10 protein-coding genes and 1 other RNA gene are annotated in these 20,224 nt (G+C 36.5%); 2 read left to right on the forward strand and 9 right to left on the reverse strand.

Features of this window, described 5'->3' with window-relative positions; all coding sequences use genetic code 11:
• Positions 1-279 precede the first annotated feature (279 nt).
• The 5 genes from ACFVR2_RS12265 to ACFVR2_RS12285 all read right to left on the reverse strand — a co-directional run bounded on the left by ACFVR2_RS12265 (position 280) and on the right by ACFVR2_RS12285 (position 14,608).
• Complete coding sequence (locus tag ACFVR2_RS12265; protein ID WP_387362032.1) at positions 280-8,847, reverse strand: InlB B-repeat-containing protein; 8,568 nt, start codon at positions 8,845-8,847, stop codon at positions 280-282.
• A gap of 937 nt (positions 8,848-9,784) precedes the next feature.
• Positions 9,785-10,142: a transfer-messenger RNA gene (ssrA, locus tag ACFVR2_RS12270) on the reverse strand.
• A 213-nt stretch (positions 10,143-10,355) separates the two neighbouring features.
• On the reverse strand, positions 10,356-10,823 hold the full coding sequence (gene smpB, locus ACFVR2_RS12275) for an SsrA-binding protein SmpB (protein WP_056469927.1): 468 nt from the start codon (positions 10,821-10,823) through the stop codon (positions 10,356-10,358).
• Positions 10,824-11,356: 533 nt separating this feature from the next.
• On the reverse strand, positions 11,357-13,801 hold the full coding sequence (gene rnr, locus ACFVR2_RS12280) for a ribonuclease R (protein WP_387362034.1): 2,445 nt from the start codon (positions 13,799-13,801) through the stop codon (positions 11,357-11,359).
• A 66-nt stretch (positions 13,802-13,867) separates the two neighbouring features.
• Entirely contained in the window at positions 13,868-14,608 is a 741-nt protein-coding gene (locus ACFVR2_RS12285) for an alpha/beta hydrolase (protein ID WP_387362036.1), read from the reverse strand.
• 277 nt (positions 14,609-14,885) lie between these two features.
• Here ACFVR2_RS12285 and ACFVR2_RS12290 point away from each other — a divergent pair, with 277 nt between their 5' ends.
• Entirely contained in the window at positions 14,886-15,377 is a 492-nt protein-coding gene (locus tag ACFVR2_RS12290) for a DinB family protein (protein ID WP_098233456.1), read from the forward strand.
• Between the two features lie 146 nt (positions 15,378-15,523).
• Here the strand turns inward: ACFVR2_RS12290 and secG are convergent, their stop codons facing one another.
• From secG to ACFVR2_RS12305, 3 genes are all read right to left on the reverse strand, one after another.
• Positions 15,524-15,757: a preprotein translocase subunit SecG gene (secG, locus tag ACFVR2_RS12295; protein WP_025569105.1), complete on the reverse strand. Its 234-nt coding sequence runs from the start codon at positions 15,755-15,757 to the stop codon at positions 15,524-15,526.
• 84 nt (positions 15,758-15,841) lie between these two features.
• The gene (locus tag ACFVR2_RS12300; protein ID WP_387362038.1) at positions 15,842-16,771 is read right to left on the reverse strand and encodes an alpha/beta fold hydrolase; all 930 of its coding nucleotides are present in this window, start codon (positions 16,769-16,771) and stop codon (positions 15,842-15,844) included.
• Positions 16,764-16,985, reverse strand: a complete 222-nt coding sequence (locus ACFVR2_RS12305; protein WP_335473999.1) for a hypothetical protein — start codon at positions 16,983-16,985, stop codon at positions 16,764-16,766. Before ACFVR2_RS12305 ends, ACFVR2_RS12300 begins: the two co-directional genes overlap by 8 nt.
• 212 nt (positions 16,986-17,197) lie before the next feature.
• Between ACFVR2_RS12305 and ACFVR2_RS12310 the strand changes: the two genes are divergently transcribed.
• Positions 17,198-17,764, forward strand: coding sequence for a DUF2238 domain-containing protein (locus tag ACFVR2_RS12310; protein WP_387362040.1), 567 nt, complete (start codon positions 17,198-17,200; stop codon positions 17,762-17,764).
• A gap of 258 nt (positions 17,765-18,022) precedes the next feature.
• On the opposite strand, the gene ACFVR2_RS12315 is transcribed toward ACFVR2_RS12310, so the two are convergent.
• Positions 18,023-20,140 carry an RNA degradosome polyphosphate kinase gene (locus tag ACFVR2_RS12315; RefSeq protein WP_387362042.1) on the reverse strand — a complete coding sequence of 706 codons (2,118 nt, stop codon included), beginning with the start codon at positions 20,138-20,140 and terminating at the stop codon, positions 18,023-18,025.
• Between the last annotated feature and the right edge of the window lie 84 nt (positions 20,141-20,224).

The raw sequence follows: 20,224 nt of genomic DNA on the forward strand, positions 1-20,224 counted from the left end.
ACCAAATCAATATAAATTTTGGTTGAAAAAGATTATATCAAAAAAATACCACTCGTATTATTGCAATGTACCTCAATTGTAAGACACAACTAACAATTGGAGGTGCATTATTCAATTACGAATGGTTTTTTTTATTTATTTTAAGGGAAAGTTTGTATTTGAAAAAAATTTTCTAATCGTTTTACTTTCAAAAAGGGTGTTTAATCACATGTCTTAATGGGATATCAGCACCCTTTCTGATTTTTTGCTTAAGAGAAATTTGTAATTTGTTATTTTTTTTTATAGTTTGATCGCTATAATACTCGACCAGTCACTATAGATTTTTTTCGATCCATCATATTTGAAAGAACGAACTTTGTAATAATAAGTTTTACCTTTACTTAATCCATTATTTGTGTAAGATGTCGTTTTTACGTCGCTTAGGTGAGAATATGAACCTGTTTTAGATGTTGACTTAACAATTTCATAACCTGTAGCACCTGACACACTTGACCACGTTAACTTAGCCGAAGATTTCCCGCTCTTTGTTGCTTTAAAATTTGATGGTTTAGCTGGAATTGCTACCCATTTCGCGTAAATCGTCGTGTTTGCTGTAACTCGATCATTTGCAAAGTTCCAAGCTACTTTACCTGCAGCATCTTTGTACCATCCAACGAAGACATAACCTTTTCTTGTTGGTGATGCTGGTTGGCTAATTGTAGAATTGTAATTTGCTGTTTTTGAAGCAACTGAACTTCCTCCGTTACTGTTAAATTTAACAGTATACGTGTTAATGTTCCATTTTGCATAAAGTGTGATGTTATTTGTTAATTTTAAAGAATTTCCTACTGGTGTTTTTAATGTAGCATCATTGTACCATCCTGCGAACGTATAGCCCGTTCTTGTTGGTTTTGGTAAATTAACGACGCTATTGTAATCTGCAGTTTGAGCAGGAACTGTTGAACCACCATTGCTTACATAGTTCACTTTATAAGAATTAATATCCCATTTCGCATATAACGTTGTATCACTTGTTACTTTATCTGCTGCAAAGTTCCAAGCTACTTTACCTTCAGCATCTTTGTACCATCCAACGAACGTATAGCCTGTTCTGTTTGTTGTCGGTGCAGTGATCGCCGAGTTATATGTTGCAGTTTTGTCAGCAACTTGACTGCCGTCATTACTATTGAAGTGAACAGTGTAAGAATTAATATCCCATTTCGCATAAAGGATCGTGTTGTCTGTTACTTTGTCAGTATCAAAGTTCCATGGTGTTTTACCTTCAGCATCTTTCGTCCAACCAAGGAAAGTATAGCCTGTTCTTGTTGGTTTTGTTTCATCAAGTAATGAGTTGTACTCAGCTTTAACTGATACGACTAGTCCAGCATCTTGTGTGTTATAGATTACAGTATATTTAGCTGCTTTCCAAGTTCCGTAAATTGTTTTTGCAGAGTAAATTGAATTTGTGAAATCCCAAGGGATTGTGCAAGCTTCATCTGCGAACCATTTTAAATCGTATCCGTGTACGGTTGGTTCTGCAATACGACGTACGACGATTTGGTCTTTTACGTCAAATGGCGCTTTTTCACCTTTTAACACAAAGTGAATGGTATTTCCGTTTACGATTTTTTGGCTCACTGTCACATCTGCATATTCTTTTGCGCTAATACTGATGCTAAAGTCACCTGTTTTTTTGAATACACTTTGATTGATTGTCAGTGTGCCGTGCGCTGCATCGATTTTGTAGTTTGTTGCATCAATCGCTGAGCCAGCCACTTTGATAGTCGTAATCGCATTTGCCCAATCTCTGTCGCTAAATTCAAGTGTGATCTCATTGCCTAATGCATTATCCGTTGTATCGGCTGATACGATTGATGTAGCTAAGGCATATTTTGCATACAGTTTCATTGGTTTTGTCACAACGCTTGTGAAATCAAACGGTGTCGTTAACGCTGCGTCACTGTACCATGCAATAAATTTGTATCCAACTTTTGTTGGGTCAGTTGGCTTCGTGACACGTGAGTCGACGATTTGCGGTTCGATTGCATCGCCACCGCTTGTTTCAAACGATACAGTGTTACCAATGACTTGGTCTATCACTTGCGCGTCCAAATATCCTTCTGATGTAATGTTCACATTTACTTTTTGTCCTGCTGTAAACAATGATTTATCAAGTGTAATTGAACCTTTGTGTGTAACGGAATCATACGTTATCTTATAATCCGTCCCCGCGTTTAGTACTTTTGAACCAATGCTAATTTGCTTAATATTATTTCGCCACGTTCCGTCATCTGTAAACGGTAACGTAAGATCGCTTCCAACAATATTTCCTACAACATCTTTTGCGACTTGAGGCGGTGCTTTCATCCAAACGATGTAGTACGTTTCATTGTTTTTCAATACTTTACCAGTTGAGATTGAAATCGGTACAGTTTGTCCGCTTGTTCCAGCTGCATCATAATAAAGGTTTGGCATCATCGAAAGGGCGCCATTTGTTACTTTTTTTGCTGCTGTCGTCATATCAATCCCAGTTGTTTTCCCGTTGACTAGTTTGTCGCCGAAGAAAGTATCAGTCGCTAAATTTAATGTGCCACCATTTAAATCAATGTGTCGGCGATAACCTAGCTTCACATTTGGAATTTGAACGGTTTCACCAGTTGTTGACGTTAGGGTCAATTGATAACCATTGAAATCTGGTGCTTGACTAAATGCAAACTTTTCACTCGGGTGAGCAGTCGCATAAGTCTCTGTCGCCGTTGTGAACGTTAACGAACCACTACCGTCACCATTATCGACTAAGTTATACGTACTTGGGTCTAATGTAACCGTACTGTTTGTTGTTTCAAATGTGCCATCTGCTTTCATTTTTTTGTACGTTGCGTCAATTTTTGCGATATCATTCTTTGTTTTTAACCATGGTGTAGTTGTTGCATAGTCTGGGATTTTAATCTTAACCGGACCTTCACCCAGTACGGTACCACCTAAATTATCACCAGCTGGTTTCGACACATCAACAGGTGAATAGTTTTGCGTGTAATTCACTTGCCATTTCGCCGCAACTTTTACATCCGACGTATAGTTTTTAGTTACATCCCATAAGACGTTTGTCATTTCATTCGTGATTGGATCAACAATATACCATCCAACAAAATTATAGCCAGATTTGACAGATAGTGGATTACTTGCATTTGCTTGCGGGCTATTTGCAATTAATTTACCTGCACTACCATTTCGAGATTGACTTGGTTTATAACCGAATGAGATTGGGTCAACCATACTTCCACCTTTTGAATCAAATGAGACGCTATACCCAATTGCTTGCATCGTACCATAGGTGCTATCTCCACCGATTGTGACCAACGGGTAAATTGTCCCGTCTAAACCAGTTGAATTGATTTCGAATGAATACGTTTCTGGTAAATCGTTCGTTCCACCTGGATTAATCGCTGCATTAACCGTATAGACATTCGGATCAATTGTTGCATTTGTTTTAAATAAACCGGCTTTAAATGTAATTTTTCCTGGTTGTGAAAGATCGTAATACAGATTACCATTCGCATCTTTTAGATTCGTAATGTCAATTCCTGTTCTATAACCTCTTGTTTTGACAACGATTTTATTGATCCCATTTCGCCAATTTGAATCGTCAGCAAATGTGTAGTTAAACGTGATATCTTTTCCGACATGCGCTTTTGCTGGATCTGTGACCATTGGAATACTAGGAGTTGGAATCGGCACAGATGCAATGGTAAAGCTTGTTGTGACTTGTTGGTAGCCATTCGCTGTGATCCGAACGGTGTACGTACCAGTCGTATTAAATAACGAACCGTGTAATTTTAGTGTAGCCGGTACAAATACGGTTCCTAGTTGCGGATCAAACTTAGAATAACCGGATGTGATTGATACGGCTTTATCAGTTGTATTTGGTACAACTGCATTCGTTACATCCGTGAAATTACCGCCTACTCCTAATTCAACCTTTGTAATCGCATTTCGCCAGATCACATCGTCTAATAGCACAGTGCTCGTTGGGATAAGCGAAACAGTTGAACCATTTTTCAAATCTTGGAAAGTTGGTAATTGCGTTACTGAAGTCTTTTGCGTCGGGCCTGCAAAATTCAGTTTTGCCAAGACATCGTTTAGACCATTACCAGCAGATAACGTATAGGTTTTCACTTTCGAATCATCAGAAGAAGCAGTACGATTTCCTCTATTTGATGTAATCGTTAGATTGTCTGTCAAAGTAAGTTGTGGTTCTGGGACTACCTTACCTGCAGCAATCGCACTTTGATTTTTCTGACCAAAGTTTTTCAAGATATAGTAAAAATCATTGTAATCAATACTACTGAAAGAGTAACTGCCTAATCCATTTAGTCCTGAGAAAGCATAGCTAATGTCATTATTTCGATGAGCAATAGAATTTGTAAAGAATTCCGCTTTTTCCTGAGAAGGTGCTGATACACCTTTTAGAAAATCGAAATCAGCATATGCTTGGATTTCTGAAACTAAATCTTTCATATCAATGACATTATCGCCATTCACATCTCCACCAAGTAAAAGTGGTGTGTTCATTGATGCGAAATCAAAGTATGAGCCTGATTGATAACCGAATTTATTGTAACCAATCACTGGCGTTGTTTGATAGCCTTTGAAATGACCCGGCATATACGTTTCAATTGAATACGGTTTATCACTTGCTTTCATTGAAATCGCATACGTACCTGTTGTATTACCATAGTATCCAATGGTGTTTGCGTTACTTGAGTTATCGGTTACATACGTATTACCATCGGCATCTTTTGCCGTAACAATCGCACCTGTATCCTTCGTAATATTCGTAAAGCTACCACTTAAATTGTTTGTTTTGAAGCTTTCCGCAAACAGACCGCCCGTCACTTGTGAGATCGGTTGTTTGAGAAGTGGCATATTCGTTAAGAAAGCCGGAACGACTGTCTCTTTTCCTGCCATTGTGAAGCTCGATTGATCGACAGCGAACTCTTCGTCGAGTGGGCCAACATATGCTTCTTCATCTTTATACGTTAAATCTGCTTCTAAAATCTTCATGTCTTGCGTGTCTTTTGTCAGTGCGCCTGCTTCAGAAACGCCTGAAATGGTCACATCGATTGAATTTCTACCTGTGTGTTGATCTACATAAGGTTGACCAACTGTTAGTGTCGGTGTAATGCCTTTACTACTTAAATAGTTACGATATTCGTCAGAAAGCTTAATATTCGAATATTCAAGGGTAGCTCTAGCATTAATGGTAAATGTCCCGCCGGCCATGCCAATTCCATTTTTCGTCGCTAGTGACACTTTAAATGGTTTTTTCGGTTCAACGACCACGTTCCCTTTGCTTTCGAGTGTTGGGTCTACGCCTCCAGAAGTTGTAACGGTTACATACGGCGAACCTTTTTTAATGAAGTAATACTTTTTCTTCGTTGAATACCAGTCACCTGCTCCAGCATAGTCTTGAGGATAGATGACAAATTTCTCTCCACTTGCCTTAATGTCTTCAGGTGTTAAGCCAAAATGGAATCGTCCATCTTTATCCGTATTAAAAACTGTCGTGACAAATGGACCATCTTGATATCCATACACTGTGTTCTGCCCTTGATCGACAGGTGCAGGCTTACGCGTACCAAGATCAATTAACGACGTTTCGCCATTTTTTTTCATGACATCAATATTCGAGTCGTAAACTGTCCCATAAAATTGTTTGAATTCTTGTCCTTGGTTGTATCCTGTTGGGTCGATTTCATAAATACCTGGCTGCGAATCACTATCCATCGTTAAGGTAGGTGCTGTGTAGTCGACATAAAGCGTGTCTTCTTTTGTAAACTTTTTCCCATCTTTGTCTGTTGCGACCATCTCAACTGAATAGGCACCTTCTTTTAGAACCTCAGGTTTGGTCGCGATGCCAGTTTGATCAAGTGAGCCATTATATGGTTTTGTAAATGGTAGATAGAGTCCACCAGTCAGCATTTGGATCGGACCATAAACAACCCCAGGACCAGCGCCACTGATATTGCTCACATTTTGTACGACTCCGATATAATTTCCATCTTTATCCTTCAATAGCACATAGGCACTATCCATTGAGCTGTTAACCGAGAATCGATAGCCTGAACCAGGTGCGCCAATATTTGGGTTATAGTTTCCAGTATAACGCTCGGTTAGTGTCATCGCTTTGATGTCTACACTAAAATCAATCCCTTTTTCAGCAACAGTGATTGTAAACGGCAAGCGGTATGATTCGTTCGCATCATTTGCATTCACGACATTTACATATCCTTCGTACGTACCGTCTACTGCGTTTGCTGGTACAGTAATTGTCGCTTTCGCTTTCACTGCGCTATTTCCGTCCACACTTAAAGATGTTACATTTGACTCACCAGTCGAAAAATCGATTTTGACATTATTTCCGGTACCTTGTCCAACTGGATTTGAAACCGCAAATTTTGTCGTGATGAACTTTGAACTTAGCTTAAATGTTTTATTTGTTGAACCTTGGTTTGTAATCGAAAACTCTTTTGACTGGACGACATCATCCGAACCAGGTTTTGCCCCTTCTCCGCGTCCATTAAAGCCAAACGAGAAGCTACCTGTTGTGTTATCGATTTGTGTATATTGATTTTGCCCATCGATACTTGTCGCTTTATCTAACACTTGAATTTTGATATTTGAGTGAATTGCTCGGACTGGATCCACACGTCCTGCACCAACTTGGTACACACTGTATGTTTTTGAATCCGTATTCACATCTTTTGCTGTATTCATTAAGGCCGTTTTGACATCGGCTGGTGTGTAATCCGGATGTGCAGCTAATACAAGCGCTGAAATCCCTGTTACGTGAGGTGCAGCCATTGATGTACCCGACATGGATTGATAAGCATATTTATAATCTTTACTAGGATTTGGTTCCCACACATCGTATGGTTGCGTTGAGAAAATGTCGACACCTGGTGCGATGATGTCTGGTTTGATGCTCCAATCTTTTACTGGTCCTGTTGAACTGAACGATGCCAATTCATCAGCCGGTTTGTTGAGTGGTGCATCCAGCGTCATTGGGAACGTAATCTTTGCGTTTTGTGGGTCGGCTTTGACTGCTTTAACCATCGCTTCGCCTTGTGCTTGTGTAATGGAAATCGCATACACATTATCGCCGCTAATCCCTAAGAAATTTGGCGTATACCCTTGAGATGCTTCATCCGCTGTGTTATCCCAAATAATCATCCCTTTTGCCCCAGATTCTTTCGCGTGAGCCATTTTTTGGGTTAAATACTCGCCTCCGCGTTGTACAAGGGCAATTTTTCCGGTCATGTCTCTTCCTGCATAATCATCTTCGCTTCCTAGACCAACGTCGACGACTGGAATCGACAATCCTTTGAACGCATCATCAGCGTCTGCGAAATGTTTCCCGAATAAACGCGCTTGATAAGGCGTGTTACCGAATTTGACAGTTTGTACAGGAATTTGTTCTGGAACCGTACTTGCACCAACCGTAATGGCAAGTGGTGCAGCCCCTGGTGCCCCAACTGTCGCGGCGCCTGGTCCTGAATTTCCTGCAGAAACTGAACAAACGACACCTTGTAATGTTGCATTGTTAATCGCGATACTAGTCGGGTAAAATGGGTCATTAATCGATGCACCTAGAGATAGATTCACGACGTCCATTTTATCTTTCACCGCTTGGTCAATTCCGCTTAGTACGGAGTAAGAATTACCATGCCCACCCGGACCAAGTACACGGTACCCGTGAAGTTCAACATCAGGTGCAACACCATCTGCTGAAAAAATGTTATTATTCGCTGTCGTACTTGCTGCAATCGTACCGGATACGTGTGTACCATGCTCCGTAATATAATCTTTGTAATTAGACGATACACTTCCAGGTGAAGCTTCTCTTGCAGCTTCCCAATCCGGATAGATCGTTTCCATCGGATCATGATCATCTACCGGGTTCTCGTTTCCATCTGCATCAACTGTTGCGTTAACAAAGTCGTGCCCCTCATATAAATGGCCGTCCGCATCGTGTGTTACTTTATATAAATCTGGATGGTTGTAATCAATCCCTGTATCCAGTACCCCGACTTTTACTCGTTGACCTTGTTTTGGACCTGACAGGAATTTCCCTGTGTTCCCTTCTGCATGTAGCTTATCGATTCCCATTAATGAAAGTCCTGCAGTTGGTTTTCCAGTCGCCGGTGTCTCGGTCGCTGTCGCTGTTTCACCAGATGAAGGTGTTCCTTCTTCTACTTCGTATTGGACAACTGACCAAATCGAAGCAACATCCGCCTGACTGGCAATCGATTGAACCATACTCGGAGGTACCGATAGCGCAACCCCGTTGAATGCATCCGTGTATTCTCTTGTTATTTCTATATTAGAAGAAACTTCTTTTCCACCAGTGATTTGCTTACTTGGTTGCGTCTTGACAAACGCTTTAAATTTCGCATGTGCATCCGCCACTTTTTGTTTTGCTTCTGTGTAATCAGCCGCAAATGTTTGCGCACTTGCGCTTCCTTTTTCAAGTGATTGCTTTATGATTTGGATCTTTGCTGGATCCACTTTAAATTGAACGATGACGTCAATATTTTTTCCGCTTTTTAAATCTTTCTGATCGACGTGGATTTTTTGTGTGTTATCTGCACCAGTCAGTTTGTTGATGCTTTCTTTTTGTTCTGGTGTTAATCCAGCTAGAATCTTGTTCACCTCATCAGCTGTGAACGTTCCATCAGATGGATTTTTCTGATCAGCATTCGACTCCGCATGTGCAAGAATGGCACTTTGTGGTAAGACCATATTTAGCAACATCGCGCTACTTAACGCAACAGCCGATATTGTTCGTTTCTTTTGTCTCTTTTTCATGTTACTCCCCCCACTTTTAAACGTCTTGATGATTAATTATTATAAATATTTAAGAATATTAAATAATAATAACCTGTGACTTAATATTACTCTAAAAGTTAATAAAACTTTATTGGGGGAATATGCAGGAAATTGTCTTTAATCGTCGAAAGAAATCCTTGGTTTTGATATAAAATTTAACATATTTTATCATTTTTTCGTCGAAACGAGTCTTTTTATCCCGTTTTTTCAGTCCAAAAGACCTGAAAATTCTGATAGATTCCCCTTTTTTAAAAAATAATGCAAAATCATCAAATTTGGGGGAATTTACACTTTTTTATTAAGCTCTTGATTGTGTATTTCTATATTCCATTATTTACATTAACAAAATTTACTTTTTATTATTAATTTTTTGACATTTTTTGATCTATGTAAATGAAAAATGGATTTATTATTTTCACCTCTCTGAACTACTTCAAGTAGAAGTTTTGCTAAATTTAATTCTAATTATTCAGAATTATTAGTCAGTTAATATAGTTATTATTTATTGACAACATTGTATCCAATATTTCATTAAGTTCTTACAAGGAAATTTATCTCTACAGAAATTAATGAAATAAAAAAAGGATTCCCAAAGAAGATCCTTTTTGCTTGGATTAACCTATATAAATTTTTTTAATCCAATCAATTTGAAAGTAGGTTAATGAAACATGAAACATCAATTAATCCAATTCTCAACTTCACTGTAAGAGAACATTGAAATATTAACAAGAATAAAACTCATAGTTAATGTTAAAGTATAAAATTGTCAGGTTAATTTTAAAGCATAATAATGTAATGCTGACATTTATATGCATTAAGTCACAAAAAACCTCTTAAAACAATAATAAATCAACGTTTTAAGAGGTCTTTATTTTCCCGATTTTTAGGCATAAAAAAACCACCAAACAATATGTATTGGTGGAGACGGTGGGAGTCGAACCCACGTCCAAGAATATCGGCACTTAAGCTTCTACGAGCGTAGTCACTGTATTAGAATTTCGCATACCATTCAGCCCAATGACAGGCTTCCTGATAGCTAGTCTGATTAATCTCTTCCATTCCCCTCAGACGGCGAAGTCCGGCGTAGCCCACTAATGAGTGAACCCCTCTAAGCTATGCACATGGGCGATACATAGGAGGAGCCTTTAGTGCAATTAAGCAGCTAAAGAGAAATTGTTGTTTTTGCCAGTTATTGGCTTTTGCGTTTTAACGAGGCCGACCCCTCGACTCGCAACTTAAGCTCGAACTACCCCTGTCGAATCCGTAACGTCCCCATATAAAATGCTCCCAGAACTTATTCAGATCTGTTCGCTATGAGTGACTTACGAAGCATAAAGCAAAGGCTTCATAATTTATAAAAACTGCACATCGTGCAATTTGTGTTGCTGATTAACTTACAAACTTATTATAGCATATCCAACTAAAGATGCAATTAACAATTGTTTCTAAAAGAAATACAGAATTCCAACGCTTCAACATTTATCCAATTAAATTCGCTGACGATCTCTGAATGCACGTTCCACTTCACGTTTTGCTTCTTTTTTCTTTAAATCATCACGTTTATCATATTGTTTCTTACCTTTACCTAATCCGAGTAATAGCTTAGCATAGCCATTTTTCAAATAAATTTTTAAAGGTACTAAAGTATAACCTGTTTCCTTTGTATAACCGATTAATTTCACGATTTCTCTATTATGTAGTAGTAATTTTCTAGTACGTAATGGTTCGTGATTGTAACGATTCCCTTGTTCATAAGGACTAATATGCATATTATGAAGCCATACTTCTCCGCCCTGAACACGTGCAAAGGAATCCTTTAAATTAGCTTTACCAGCACGTAATGATTTTATTTCAGTACCCTGTAAAACGATACCAGTTTCATACGTTTCTTCAATAAAGTAATCATGATACGCTTTTTTATTTTGAGCAATTACTTTCCCTTCACCTTTTGGCATAAATAACACCTCTCTATCTTTACTTATTTTACCTTGAACTATTCACCACTTAACACCCTTACAGGTTGTTTGAAGTGGGAGATTCTTGGGAACAAAGCATACTTACTAGTGATTCTTTACCAGCAGAGGTTACTTTTATTTACCAAGCTAACCCCGTAGTACCTACGGTTTGGTTTCACCTAACGCTAGGAGAAACGTACTCAGCCTGTTTTTTACTGAGGGGTATTACAGTTGTTCTATTTGCGACTCTTGAATGGTATAGGCGAATGACAACCACCAGACGAGTTCTATTTACGCAACAAGCACTACACTTGAATTCATTCTTTATCTACGGTATTTACATTATCTATTGTACAGAATAGTAGCATAAGAAGAAAGCGTTTTGGTTATCGCCACCCGTCTTTCATCTCCTACCTATTACTGGTGTTATGACACCTTCATGTAATTGAGGAAGTAGTTTTCTGTCGGATAATGATAAATTATGTTTGTATACATAAAGCAGTGGACAAATTTATCCACTGCTTTTTACCTTACTATCGTTTTTTATTACCTTTTGCTACTTTTTCGTAAAAAGGCTTGTTCTTTTTGCTCTTACTTTTGCTTTTCGTTGGATTAAAACGATCATCGCGTTTATTTCTCGATGATTTACCACCACGTCCGCTATCTTTCTCTTCATTTCGAGGTGAACTATCGCCACGTCTTCCACGAGAACGTCCACTGTGAGAGCTGTCTCCATTTCGATCTGAAGCTGAAGAACCTCTGCCGCGTCCTCCTCTTCCTCTACCACCACCTGAGCCGCCACCAAGATTAACTGGTCCTCTACCACCGCTTCTACGTGGTTTATTCGATTTCATTCCAACTATTTCAAAATCAATAGCTCGTTCTTCTTTATTAACATTCATTACTCGAACAGAAACTTCATCACCGATTCTGAAAATTTTCCCTGTTCTTTCACCAATCATCGCGTACGTACGCTCGTCATAGTTATAGTAGTCATCTGATAAATCAGCAACTCGAACTAATCCTTCAATTGTATTTGGCAGTTCAATAAACATACCGAAATTTGTTACAGAGCTGATAATCCCTTCATACTCTTCACCAATTTTATCAAGCATGTACTCTGCTTTTTTCAAATCATCAGTTTCTCTTTCTGCTTCAACTGAGCGACGCTCCATATTGGATGCATGCTCTGCGATTGCAGGTAATTTATCATCCCACTCACGTTTTGTCTCATTATCCATTTTTCTTTCGATTAAATATTTACGAATTAATCGATGAACAATTAAATCCGGATATCGACGAATCGGTGATGTGAAATGAGTATAATACTCTGCTGCTAATCCAAAATGGCCAAGATTATCAGCCTCATATTTCGCTTGTTTCATTGAACGAAGCATAACTGTTGAAATCACTGTCTCCTCTGGTTGCCCATGAACCATATCTAGAACTTGTTGCAACGCTCTCGGGTGAATTTCATTTCCAGCACCTTTTACTGTATAACCAAATGATGCAATAAATTCAAAGAATCGTTGTAATTTTTCTTCTTTTGGATCCTCATGTACTCGATATATGAAGGGTACATTTAACCAATGAAAATGCTCAGCAACTGTTTCATTCGCTACTAACATAAATTCTTCAATTAGTTTTTCTGCAGTTGAACGCTCGCGAATGACGACATCAGTTGGATGACCATCCTCATCAACTAATACTTTTGATTCTTTAAAATCAAAATCGATTGCTCCACGAGTCATACGTCTATTACGTAAAATTTTCGCTAACTTAGCCATTTCTTCAAACATTGGGACTAACGGTTCGTAACGTTCACGTAATTCAGCATCTTGCTCATCTAATAGTTTATTTACATCGCTATATGTCATTCGTTCAGTTGTTTTAATGATACTTTCAAAAATTTCATGCTTAACAACTTCACCTTTTTGGTCAATTTCCATTTCACATGAAAGTGTAAATCGATTTACTTTTGGATTTAATGAACAAATTCCATTAGACAAGCGATGCGGAATCATCGGTATAACTCGGTCAACTAAGTAAATACTTGTTCCACGATCATGTGCTTCTTGATCAATCGGTGAGCTATCTGTCACATAGTAAGAAACGTCTGCAATATGTACCCCTAACTTGTAATGACCATTTTCAAGCGCTGTTACTGTAACGGCATCATCTAAGTCCTTTGCATCTGCTCCATCTATCGTTACAATTTGTTCATCACGAAGATCGCGACGAGTGCCAATAGCGGATTCATCAATCTCATCTGGTACAGCATTCGCTTGATCCATTACTTCCTTAGGGAATTCTTGAGGTAAATCAAACTTATGAATAACCGAGAGAATATCAACACCAGGATCATTTTTATGTCCTAGTACTTGAACTACAATACCCTCTGCACTTTTCCCATTCTCTGGAAATTGAGTAAGTTCTACAACAACTTTATGACCTTCTACAGCACCTTGAGAATTGCTCTTTGTAATAAAAATATCGCTTCCGAATCGCTTATCATCTGGAACAACGAAACCGAAACTTTTCTGAGCCTGGTAAGTTCCTACCATTTTCGTTTGACCACGTTCAACAATTTTTACGATAGTACCTTCTCTACGTGCATCACTTTTTTCTTTTGTAATACGAGCTAAAACAATGTCTCCATGTAAAGCGCCATTTAAATCTGACGGTGGAATAAATACATCTTCTGCCCCTGCTTCTTCTGGAATGACAAACGCAAAGCCTTTAGCATGGCCAGTTAATTTACCTCTTACTAAATTAGATTGATCAGGTAAACTGTATTTATTGTTTCGAGAACGTACAATATAACCCTCATCTTCTAAAATAACGAGCGTTTTTACTACTTCTCGAAAGTCACTTGCATCAGTCAACTCCATAGCCTCTTCAATCCCTTGAATATTTAAAGGCTTATAATCTTCACTTTTCATTAATTCCAATAATTTTTCTTTCCATTGTTGATTCATACTTTTCCCTCCTTTTTCTAACTGTTAAAGGGTATTTAGTTTAAGTTTGTCCAGAAAGATTTCATTCTACCATTCCAATTCATTAAGAAATGCTAGTACATCTTCATGTAACATGTCTTTTTCCTGTCCAAGCGTAATAACATGTGTTGAATTTTCGTACCACTTTAATTTTTTCTGATCAGATTGCACTTCATTATAAATAATATTTGCGCTGTCTGTATTAATCATCTCATCTACAGTAGATTGTACAACAAACGTTGGTGCATATACTGTATCAACATTTTCACGCACTTCTTTAATTAAACCTTGAAGAGCCTTTAATGTATTCATCGGAGTTTTTTTAAACTCTTCCATCTCTACTTCAATTTTTTCAGGAGATTTCCCTTCACGTTTTTTAAACTCTCTTGTGTAAGCTAAGACACCTTCATACATAATTTCTTCACTTTTTATGTACATCGGCGAACACATTGTGACAATACCATTCAAAGGAACAGTATAACCTAGCTTTAGTGCAAATACTCCTCCTAAAGATAGACCTACCGCTGCAATTTTTTGATGTCCTTTATCCTTTAGAAGTTGATAAGCTTCCATTACATCCTTCCACCAGTCCTCTGGTCCAGTATGAACAAGCTCATCTGGTGGTACACCATGTCCTTTATAATGTGGTGCATGACAAGTATATCCTTGTTTTTCTAAAAAACGGCCAAGCATACGAACATCCGCAGAATGACCTGTAAATCCATGTAATAATAAAACTGCTCGATCTCCACCTTCAAACGTAAATGGCTTCGGCATTGTTACTCTCATATATACTCACTCCAAAACTTTTCTATCCATTTTTCTTTCGTTACTTTTTATATTATCTTTAATTGATTTTGTTTATTTAAAATAAAAAATGATATCTTCAATATAAGTAATTAATAATAATATTTAACTAATTTTACGTAAAGAAATTGTTCTTTTATTTTACCTTTCAATTCAATAATTTACCAATAAACAGTTTTTTTAAATTACTAGTTATGATTTAATTAAAGGTGTGGTAATAATAATGTTGGTAATTTAACCAACAAAAGGAGGATACGTTATGTTTAATAATGTTGAAGAATTTATTACTGAATGGAAAATGGAAGAAGCAAACACAATCAAATTACTAAATGCTATGACAGATGAGTCACTTGATCAATCAATTGGTGAAGATTTTAGCTCTTTAGGAGAACTAGCTTGGCATATAACTACAGCAATTAAAGCGATCATTTCACAATCAGGATTACAATTTGAAGCATCTATGAGCAAGGAAGAAATGCCTGCAACTGCAAAGGAAATTACTGAAAAATACGCAGAAGCTAGTAAAGCTATGATTGAAGCAGCACAAAAAGAGTGGAAAGAAAAAGATTTAAATCAAATCATTAACGCTTTTGGATTTCTTGAAATGCCTATCCATGCATTACTACGTATGGCAATTTCACACCAAACGCATCACCGTGGCCAAATGACTGTATTAATGAGACAAGCAGGATTAGCTATTCCTGGAATGTACGGTCCAAGTAAAGAAGAATGGGCTGCAATGAAAGGTTAATACTTAGGACATTTTCTACATACTAAAATACAGCCAAAAACCTGGCTGTATTTTTTTCCCTAATTATTAAAGAAATATCTTCCTGATCTAGGGATATAATTTTACATGACCAAAATAAAAAGCCACCCTTTTAGGTAGCTTGTTTATTACAGTTTAAAATATGTTACAGCAATCGTTAGAATGAAGAATAAAACTGCTACAACAACTGTTATTCTTTGTAAAACTAGTTCAAAACCACGAGCTTTTTGCTTGCCAAACAGTTGCTCAGCACCACCAGATATCGCACCTGATAGGCCGTTACTTTTACTAGATTGAAGTAGAACTAAAACAATCATAAGTACTGAAACAATAATTAAAAGTACAGATAAAAACGTATGCATTTCTTCACCTCCACAGTAAAATACTGTTACTTCCTATTCTACTATGAAGAATACTATACTTCAACATGAGAGTACAACACTTATTTAATGTTTTAAGATCGTTTCTTCAATCCAAGTTTTTACATCTTGATGTACTTCATCTTTATTTGTTTCATGAAGCATCTCATGGCGACCTTCTTCATATAATTTCAACTTTACATCTGTACACCCAATATCTTTATATAACCCATAAACCTTCTTTACACCGTCACCATTTTGACCAACTGGATCTTTATCTCCAGAAAAAATATAAATTGGAAGTGAAGTTGGTGTCTTCTTAATTTCATCTTTTCGATGTATGATTCCAATCCCCTTTAACAATTCACGATAGAAGCTGGAAGAACAAATAAAACCACAAAATGGATCCTTTAAATATCGATCAATCTCAGCCTCGTCCCTTGTTAGCCAGTCATATTTTGTTTTAGGAAACTTAAAATGATTATTGAAGTTTCCAAAAGTTAAAAAGTCTAAAACCTTACTTCTCTTACTAGCTCCAATTAAAAATGCTTCTGCGCTTGAAATAAAAACTCCTAATTTTCTTAGTATTCCTGGATCACATCCAGTTCCAGAAATAATTAGCCCATCGTATAGTCCCCCATTTAATTGAACAACTCGTCTGCTCAAATAAGATCCCATACTATGCCCAAATAGAATTAAAGGAATATCTTTCAGTTCTTTTCTGATCATCTTGCTTATAAAAATGATATCATTAGCCACTTCATCCCAGCCGATTTCTTCACCAAAAAAACCTAGATCATCCTCAATCCCCGCTGTTTTCCCATGACCTCTTTGATCATGAATAAACACTGCAAACTGATTATGAACTAAATATTCAATAAATTTTTCATAAGCTCCACCATGCTCTGCCATTCCATGTACAATTTGAATCACAGCAATTGGTTCAGCAGGAATATATTTTCGCAAATAGATTTTTGTTCGATCCTTCGCCGAAATTAATCCTTCCCAATTATTCATTTTTATGCCCCTTCATCTCATATGTTGTAAAAGATACTAATAAGAAAAAACAAGTGAAATAGATTATTTCTAATCGTATGTATTTAAATGTAAATTCATCACCTAATAGTCTCCAAAAAACAATTACTATTGAAACAATAACTATCATAAATGGAAGTAAATATGTTTTTATAGTATACCAAAGAAAATCTTTTAAGTATGCGAAAAATTTCATAATTATCCTCCCAACTAATTGCCATTCTTATCCATAATTCAATACTAATCCATATTTCCTAATTCTATAGTTTAATTTTTAACAATTTATCATCAATTTGGTGAACTTTTTATGTCAAAGTTAAGCTCATTTTTAGGATTTTAAATTAAGCATGTTTTGTTTTGAAGTTTGAATTGAGATAAAACAAAATCAAAATGAATGGGGGATTCGAAATGAAAAGAGGCATACAAACAATCTTAAGCATTGTCTTTGCAATTGTAATGCTTGTCTTATTCGTCATTTTTTACATGAAAGACGATTCTTATCGGTATCCAATCGCACTAGGTGGCTTCGTTTGTGCACTCGTCCCACTCATTCTAGATAAAATTTTTAAAATTCGATTTGCATTTCCGTTTATTATTTCTTATTTTGCTTTTTTAATAGGGTCCCTATGTCTTGGTTCAATGCTTAGATTTTATAGTTTAGGCTGGTGGGATACGTTTTTACATTTTCTAAGTGGCACGCTAGTCGCGTTTTTAGCTATTGATTTAATGGGAAAATTGACAACCAAACAGTCTCGGAGTGAAATGTCCGCTGGATTCATTTTCCTATTTGTATTTTGTTTTGGAGTATTTTGTGGGGCGATTTGGGAAATTTGGGAATTCAGTAGCGACCAATTTTTTGGAACTAATACTCAAGGCGGCGGTAATTTTGATACGATGACAGATCTAATCGCAGACTCGATTGGAGCATTTATTATCGCATTTTGGTTTGCAAGAAGATCGAGAAAAAATAATTAAGGTTTAACTGGCATCAAAAATAATAAAGATGTAATCTTATATGACCATATAATAAAAGGACCTACAAACTTCCAGTTAAACGAACATACTTTTTTTATAAACAAGTACGCTAAAGTATTATATGATTACTATATAGAAATGGAGCATCATGAGAAAGTCGCACAAATTTCTAAAATCCTTATAAAATAGAAATTTAGTAAAAATAATTCGCTCATATGAACAAAAAAGAGAAGGAAACTCCCCTTCTCTTTCAGTTTATTACTCTTCATCATCCCACACGTTATACGCCAAATTAAACAATTCACTTTGACTATTATATTTCTCATTCCCAGAACTTTTTACATACTGATATACACCATTTTCATCTTGCTCACGTGCTTTTGCAGTATCGAAGAGCATCATAAGTAAGATACTCATAATTCGCTTTTTTATATGATCAGCGAAAATTGGAAAAAAGATTTCAACTCGTTTTTCCATATTACGTGTCATTAAATCAGCAGATGATAAAAAGATTTTCTGCTCCCCATTATGATAAAAATAATAGATTCGACTATGCTCTAAAAATCGCCCAACGATACTAATGACACGAATATTTTCGCTCACACCTTTTATTTGAGGACGCAAGCAGCAAGTTCCGCGAACAATTAAGTCAATCTTTACCCCAGCTTTAGATGCTTCATATAGCTTCATGATAATTTGCTTATCAGTTAAAGAATTCATTTTGGCGATGATTCTTCCATTTCCATATTGTTTTTGAAAAGCAATTTCCTCATCAATCATTCGAATAAAATCATGTCGAATACTATACGGAGCGACAGATAAATGCCTAAAGTCAGGCTTTTCCATAAACCCACTTAAAAAGTTAAAAAAATTTGTAGCATCTACTCCGATTTGTCGATTAGCAGTCATTAGTCCCATGTCTGTATAAATTTTTGCAGTTGCATCGTTATAGTTGCCAGTGCCCAAGTGGACAAACCGCTCAATTCTTCCATTCTTTTTACGAACAACAAGTGTGATTTTACTATGCGTTTTTAAATGAGTCATTCCATAAATAACATGGCAACCCTCTTTTTCTAATTCCTTTGCCCAATGTACATTGTTTTCTTCATCAAAACGAGCTTTCAACTCTACAAGAACAGTTACTTGTTTACCATTTTCTGCTGCACGCTTTAACGCCTCAATAATTGGGGAATCACCACTTACTCGATACAAAGTTTGTTTAATCGCTAAAACGTCCGGATCATTTGCTGCATCTAATACAAAATCTAATACCGGCTCAAATGATTCATACGGATGATGAAGCAATATATCTTGTTCCAATATTTTTTCAAATATATCCTTATCAGATTCAAGGTCTTGTGGCGGCTGTGGGATTAATGTTTCATACACTAAATGCTCTTTATATTTTTCTAATTCCTTATAAAAACTAAATAAAAATGTTAAATCTAGTGGACCATCAAGCTTATATATATCCTTACCGTGTACATCTAGCTCATCTAATAAATAGTTTAAAATGTAATCACTCGCGCCAGACTGTCCAATTTCAAGTCGAACCGCCGAACCCCATTTTCGTTTTTTTAACTCTATTTCTATTTCACGAAGTAAATCCCTCGCACCTTCTTCATGAATCGTCAAATCAGCATTTCTTGTAATTCTAAACTGCGCTACTTCTCGTACGATAAAACCTCTAAACAAAAGATGTATATATGCAGTAATAGCATCTTCCAATAAAATATAACAATGCTTTTCATCAAGTGTAGGTATTGATATAAATCTTTTTAACAAAGAAGGGACTTGTACAATCGCAAATTTATTGCGCTTTTCTTCTTCCCCTGCCATATCTTCTAAATAGACTGCCAAATTTAAGCTTTTATTTAATAGCATTGGAAATGGCCTATACGCATCGATTGCCATTGGTGTTAATACGGGAAGTACTTGCTCTTCAAAGTAATTTTCTAAATAATTTTTTTGACGATCACTAAGCTCATGATATTTTACTAGATGAACATTCTCTTCTTTTAATTTTGGAAGTAATGTTTCTCTGAATGTTTTATATTGTAAATTCACAAGTTCATGGCCAACTGTTGAAATTTGTGAAAGTTGCTGTTTTGGTGTTAAACCAGCCTTATTTTCTGGCTTATTAAAACCTGCTTTTACTTGATCCTTTAGGCCAGCAAAACGTACCATAAAAAACTCATCTAAATTTGAACTAAATATTGCCAAAAATTTCAAACGTTCAAGCAATGGATTATGTATGTCTAAAGCCTCTTCTAAAACACGTTCATTAAAAGCAAGCCAACTTAATTCTCGATTATTATAATATTGTGGATCTGCTAACTCTATTTTTCTACCACTATACTCTTTCGTCGCTATCATCATTTACACCCTTTTTGAACATATTCTAGAAATACGATCTCTTTATTTTTTAATTAATATCTACACCATAATCCTACAATAATA

The sequence above is a fragment of the Gottfriedia sp. NPDC057991 genome (assembly GCF_042886615.1).
GTDB lineage: Bacteria > Bacillota > Bacilli > Bacillales > Bacillaceae_G > Gottfriedia.

Coding starts and splice junctions, on each gene's coding strand:
- ACFVR2_RS12300 (WP_387362038.1), bottom strand. CDS start 16,771: ATGAATAATTGGGAAGGATTAATTTCGGCGAAGGATCGAACAAAAATC.
- smpB (WP_056469927.1), bottom strand. CDS start 10,823: ATGCCAAAAGGTGAAGGGAAAGTAATTGCTCAAAATAAAAAAGCGTAT.
- ACFVR2_RS12290 (WP_098233456.1), top strand. CDS start 14,886: ATGTTTAATAATGTTGAAGAATTTATTACTGAATGGAAAATGGAAGAA.
- secG (WP_025569105.1), bottom strand. CDS start 15,757: ATGCATACGTTTTTATCTGTACTTTTAATTATTGTTTCAGTACTTATG.
- ACFVR2_RS12310 (WP_387362040.1), top strand. CDS start 17,198: ATGAAAAGAGGCATACAAACAATCTTAAGCATTGTCTTTGCAATTGTA.
- ACFVR2_RS12315 (WP_387362042.1), bottom strand. CDS start 20,140: ATGATAGCGACGAAAGAGTATAGTGGTAGAAAAATAGAGTTAGCAGAT.
- ACFVR2_RS12285 (WP_387362036.1), bottom strand. CDS start 14,608: ATGAGAGTAACAATGCCGAAGCCATTTACGTTTGAAGGTGGAGATCGA.
- rnr (WP_387362034.1), bottom strand. CDS start 13,801: ATGAATCAACAATGGAAAGAAAAATTATTGGAATTAATGAAAAGTGAA.
- ACFVR2_RS12265 (WP_387362032.1), bottom strand. CDS start 8,847: ATGAAAAAGAGACAAAAGAAACGAACAATATCGGCTGTTGCGTTAAGT.
- ACFVR2_RS12305 (WP_335473999.1), bottom strand. CDS start 16,985: ATGAAATTTTTCGCATACTTAAAAGATTTTCTTTGGTATACTATAAAA.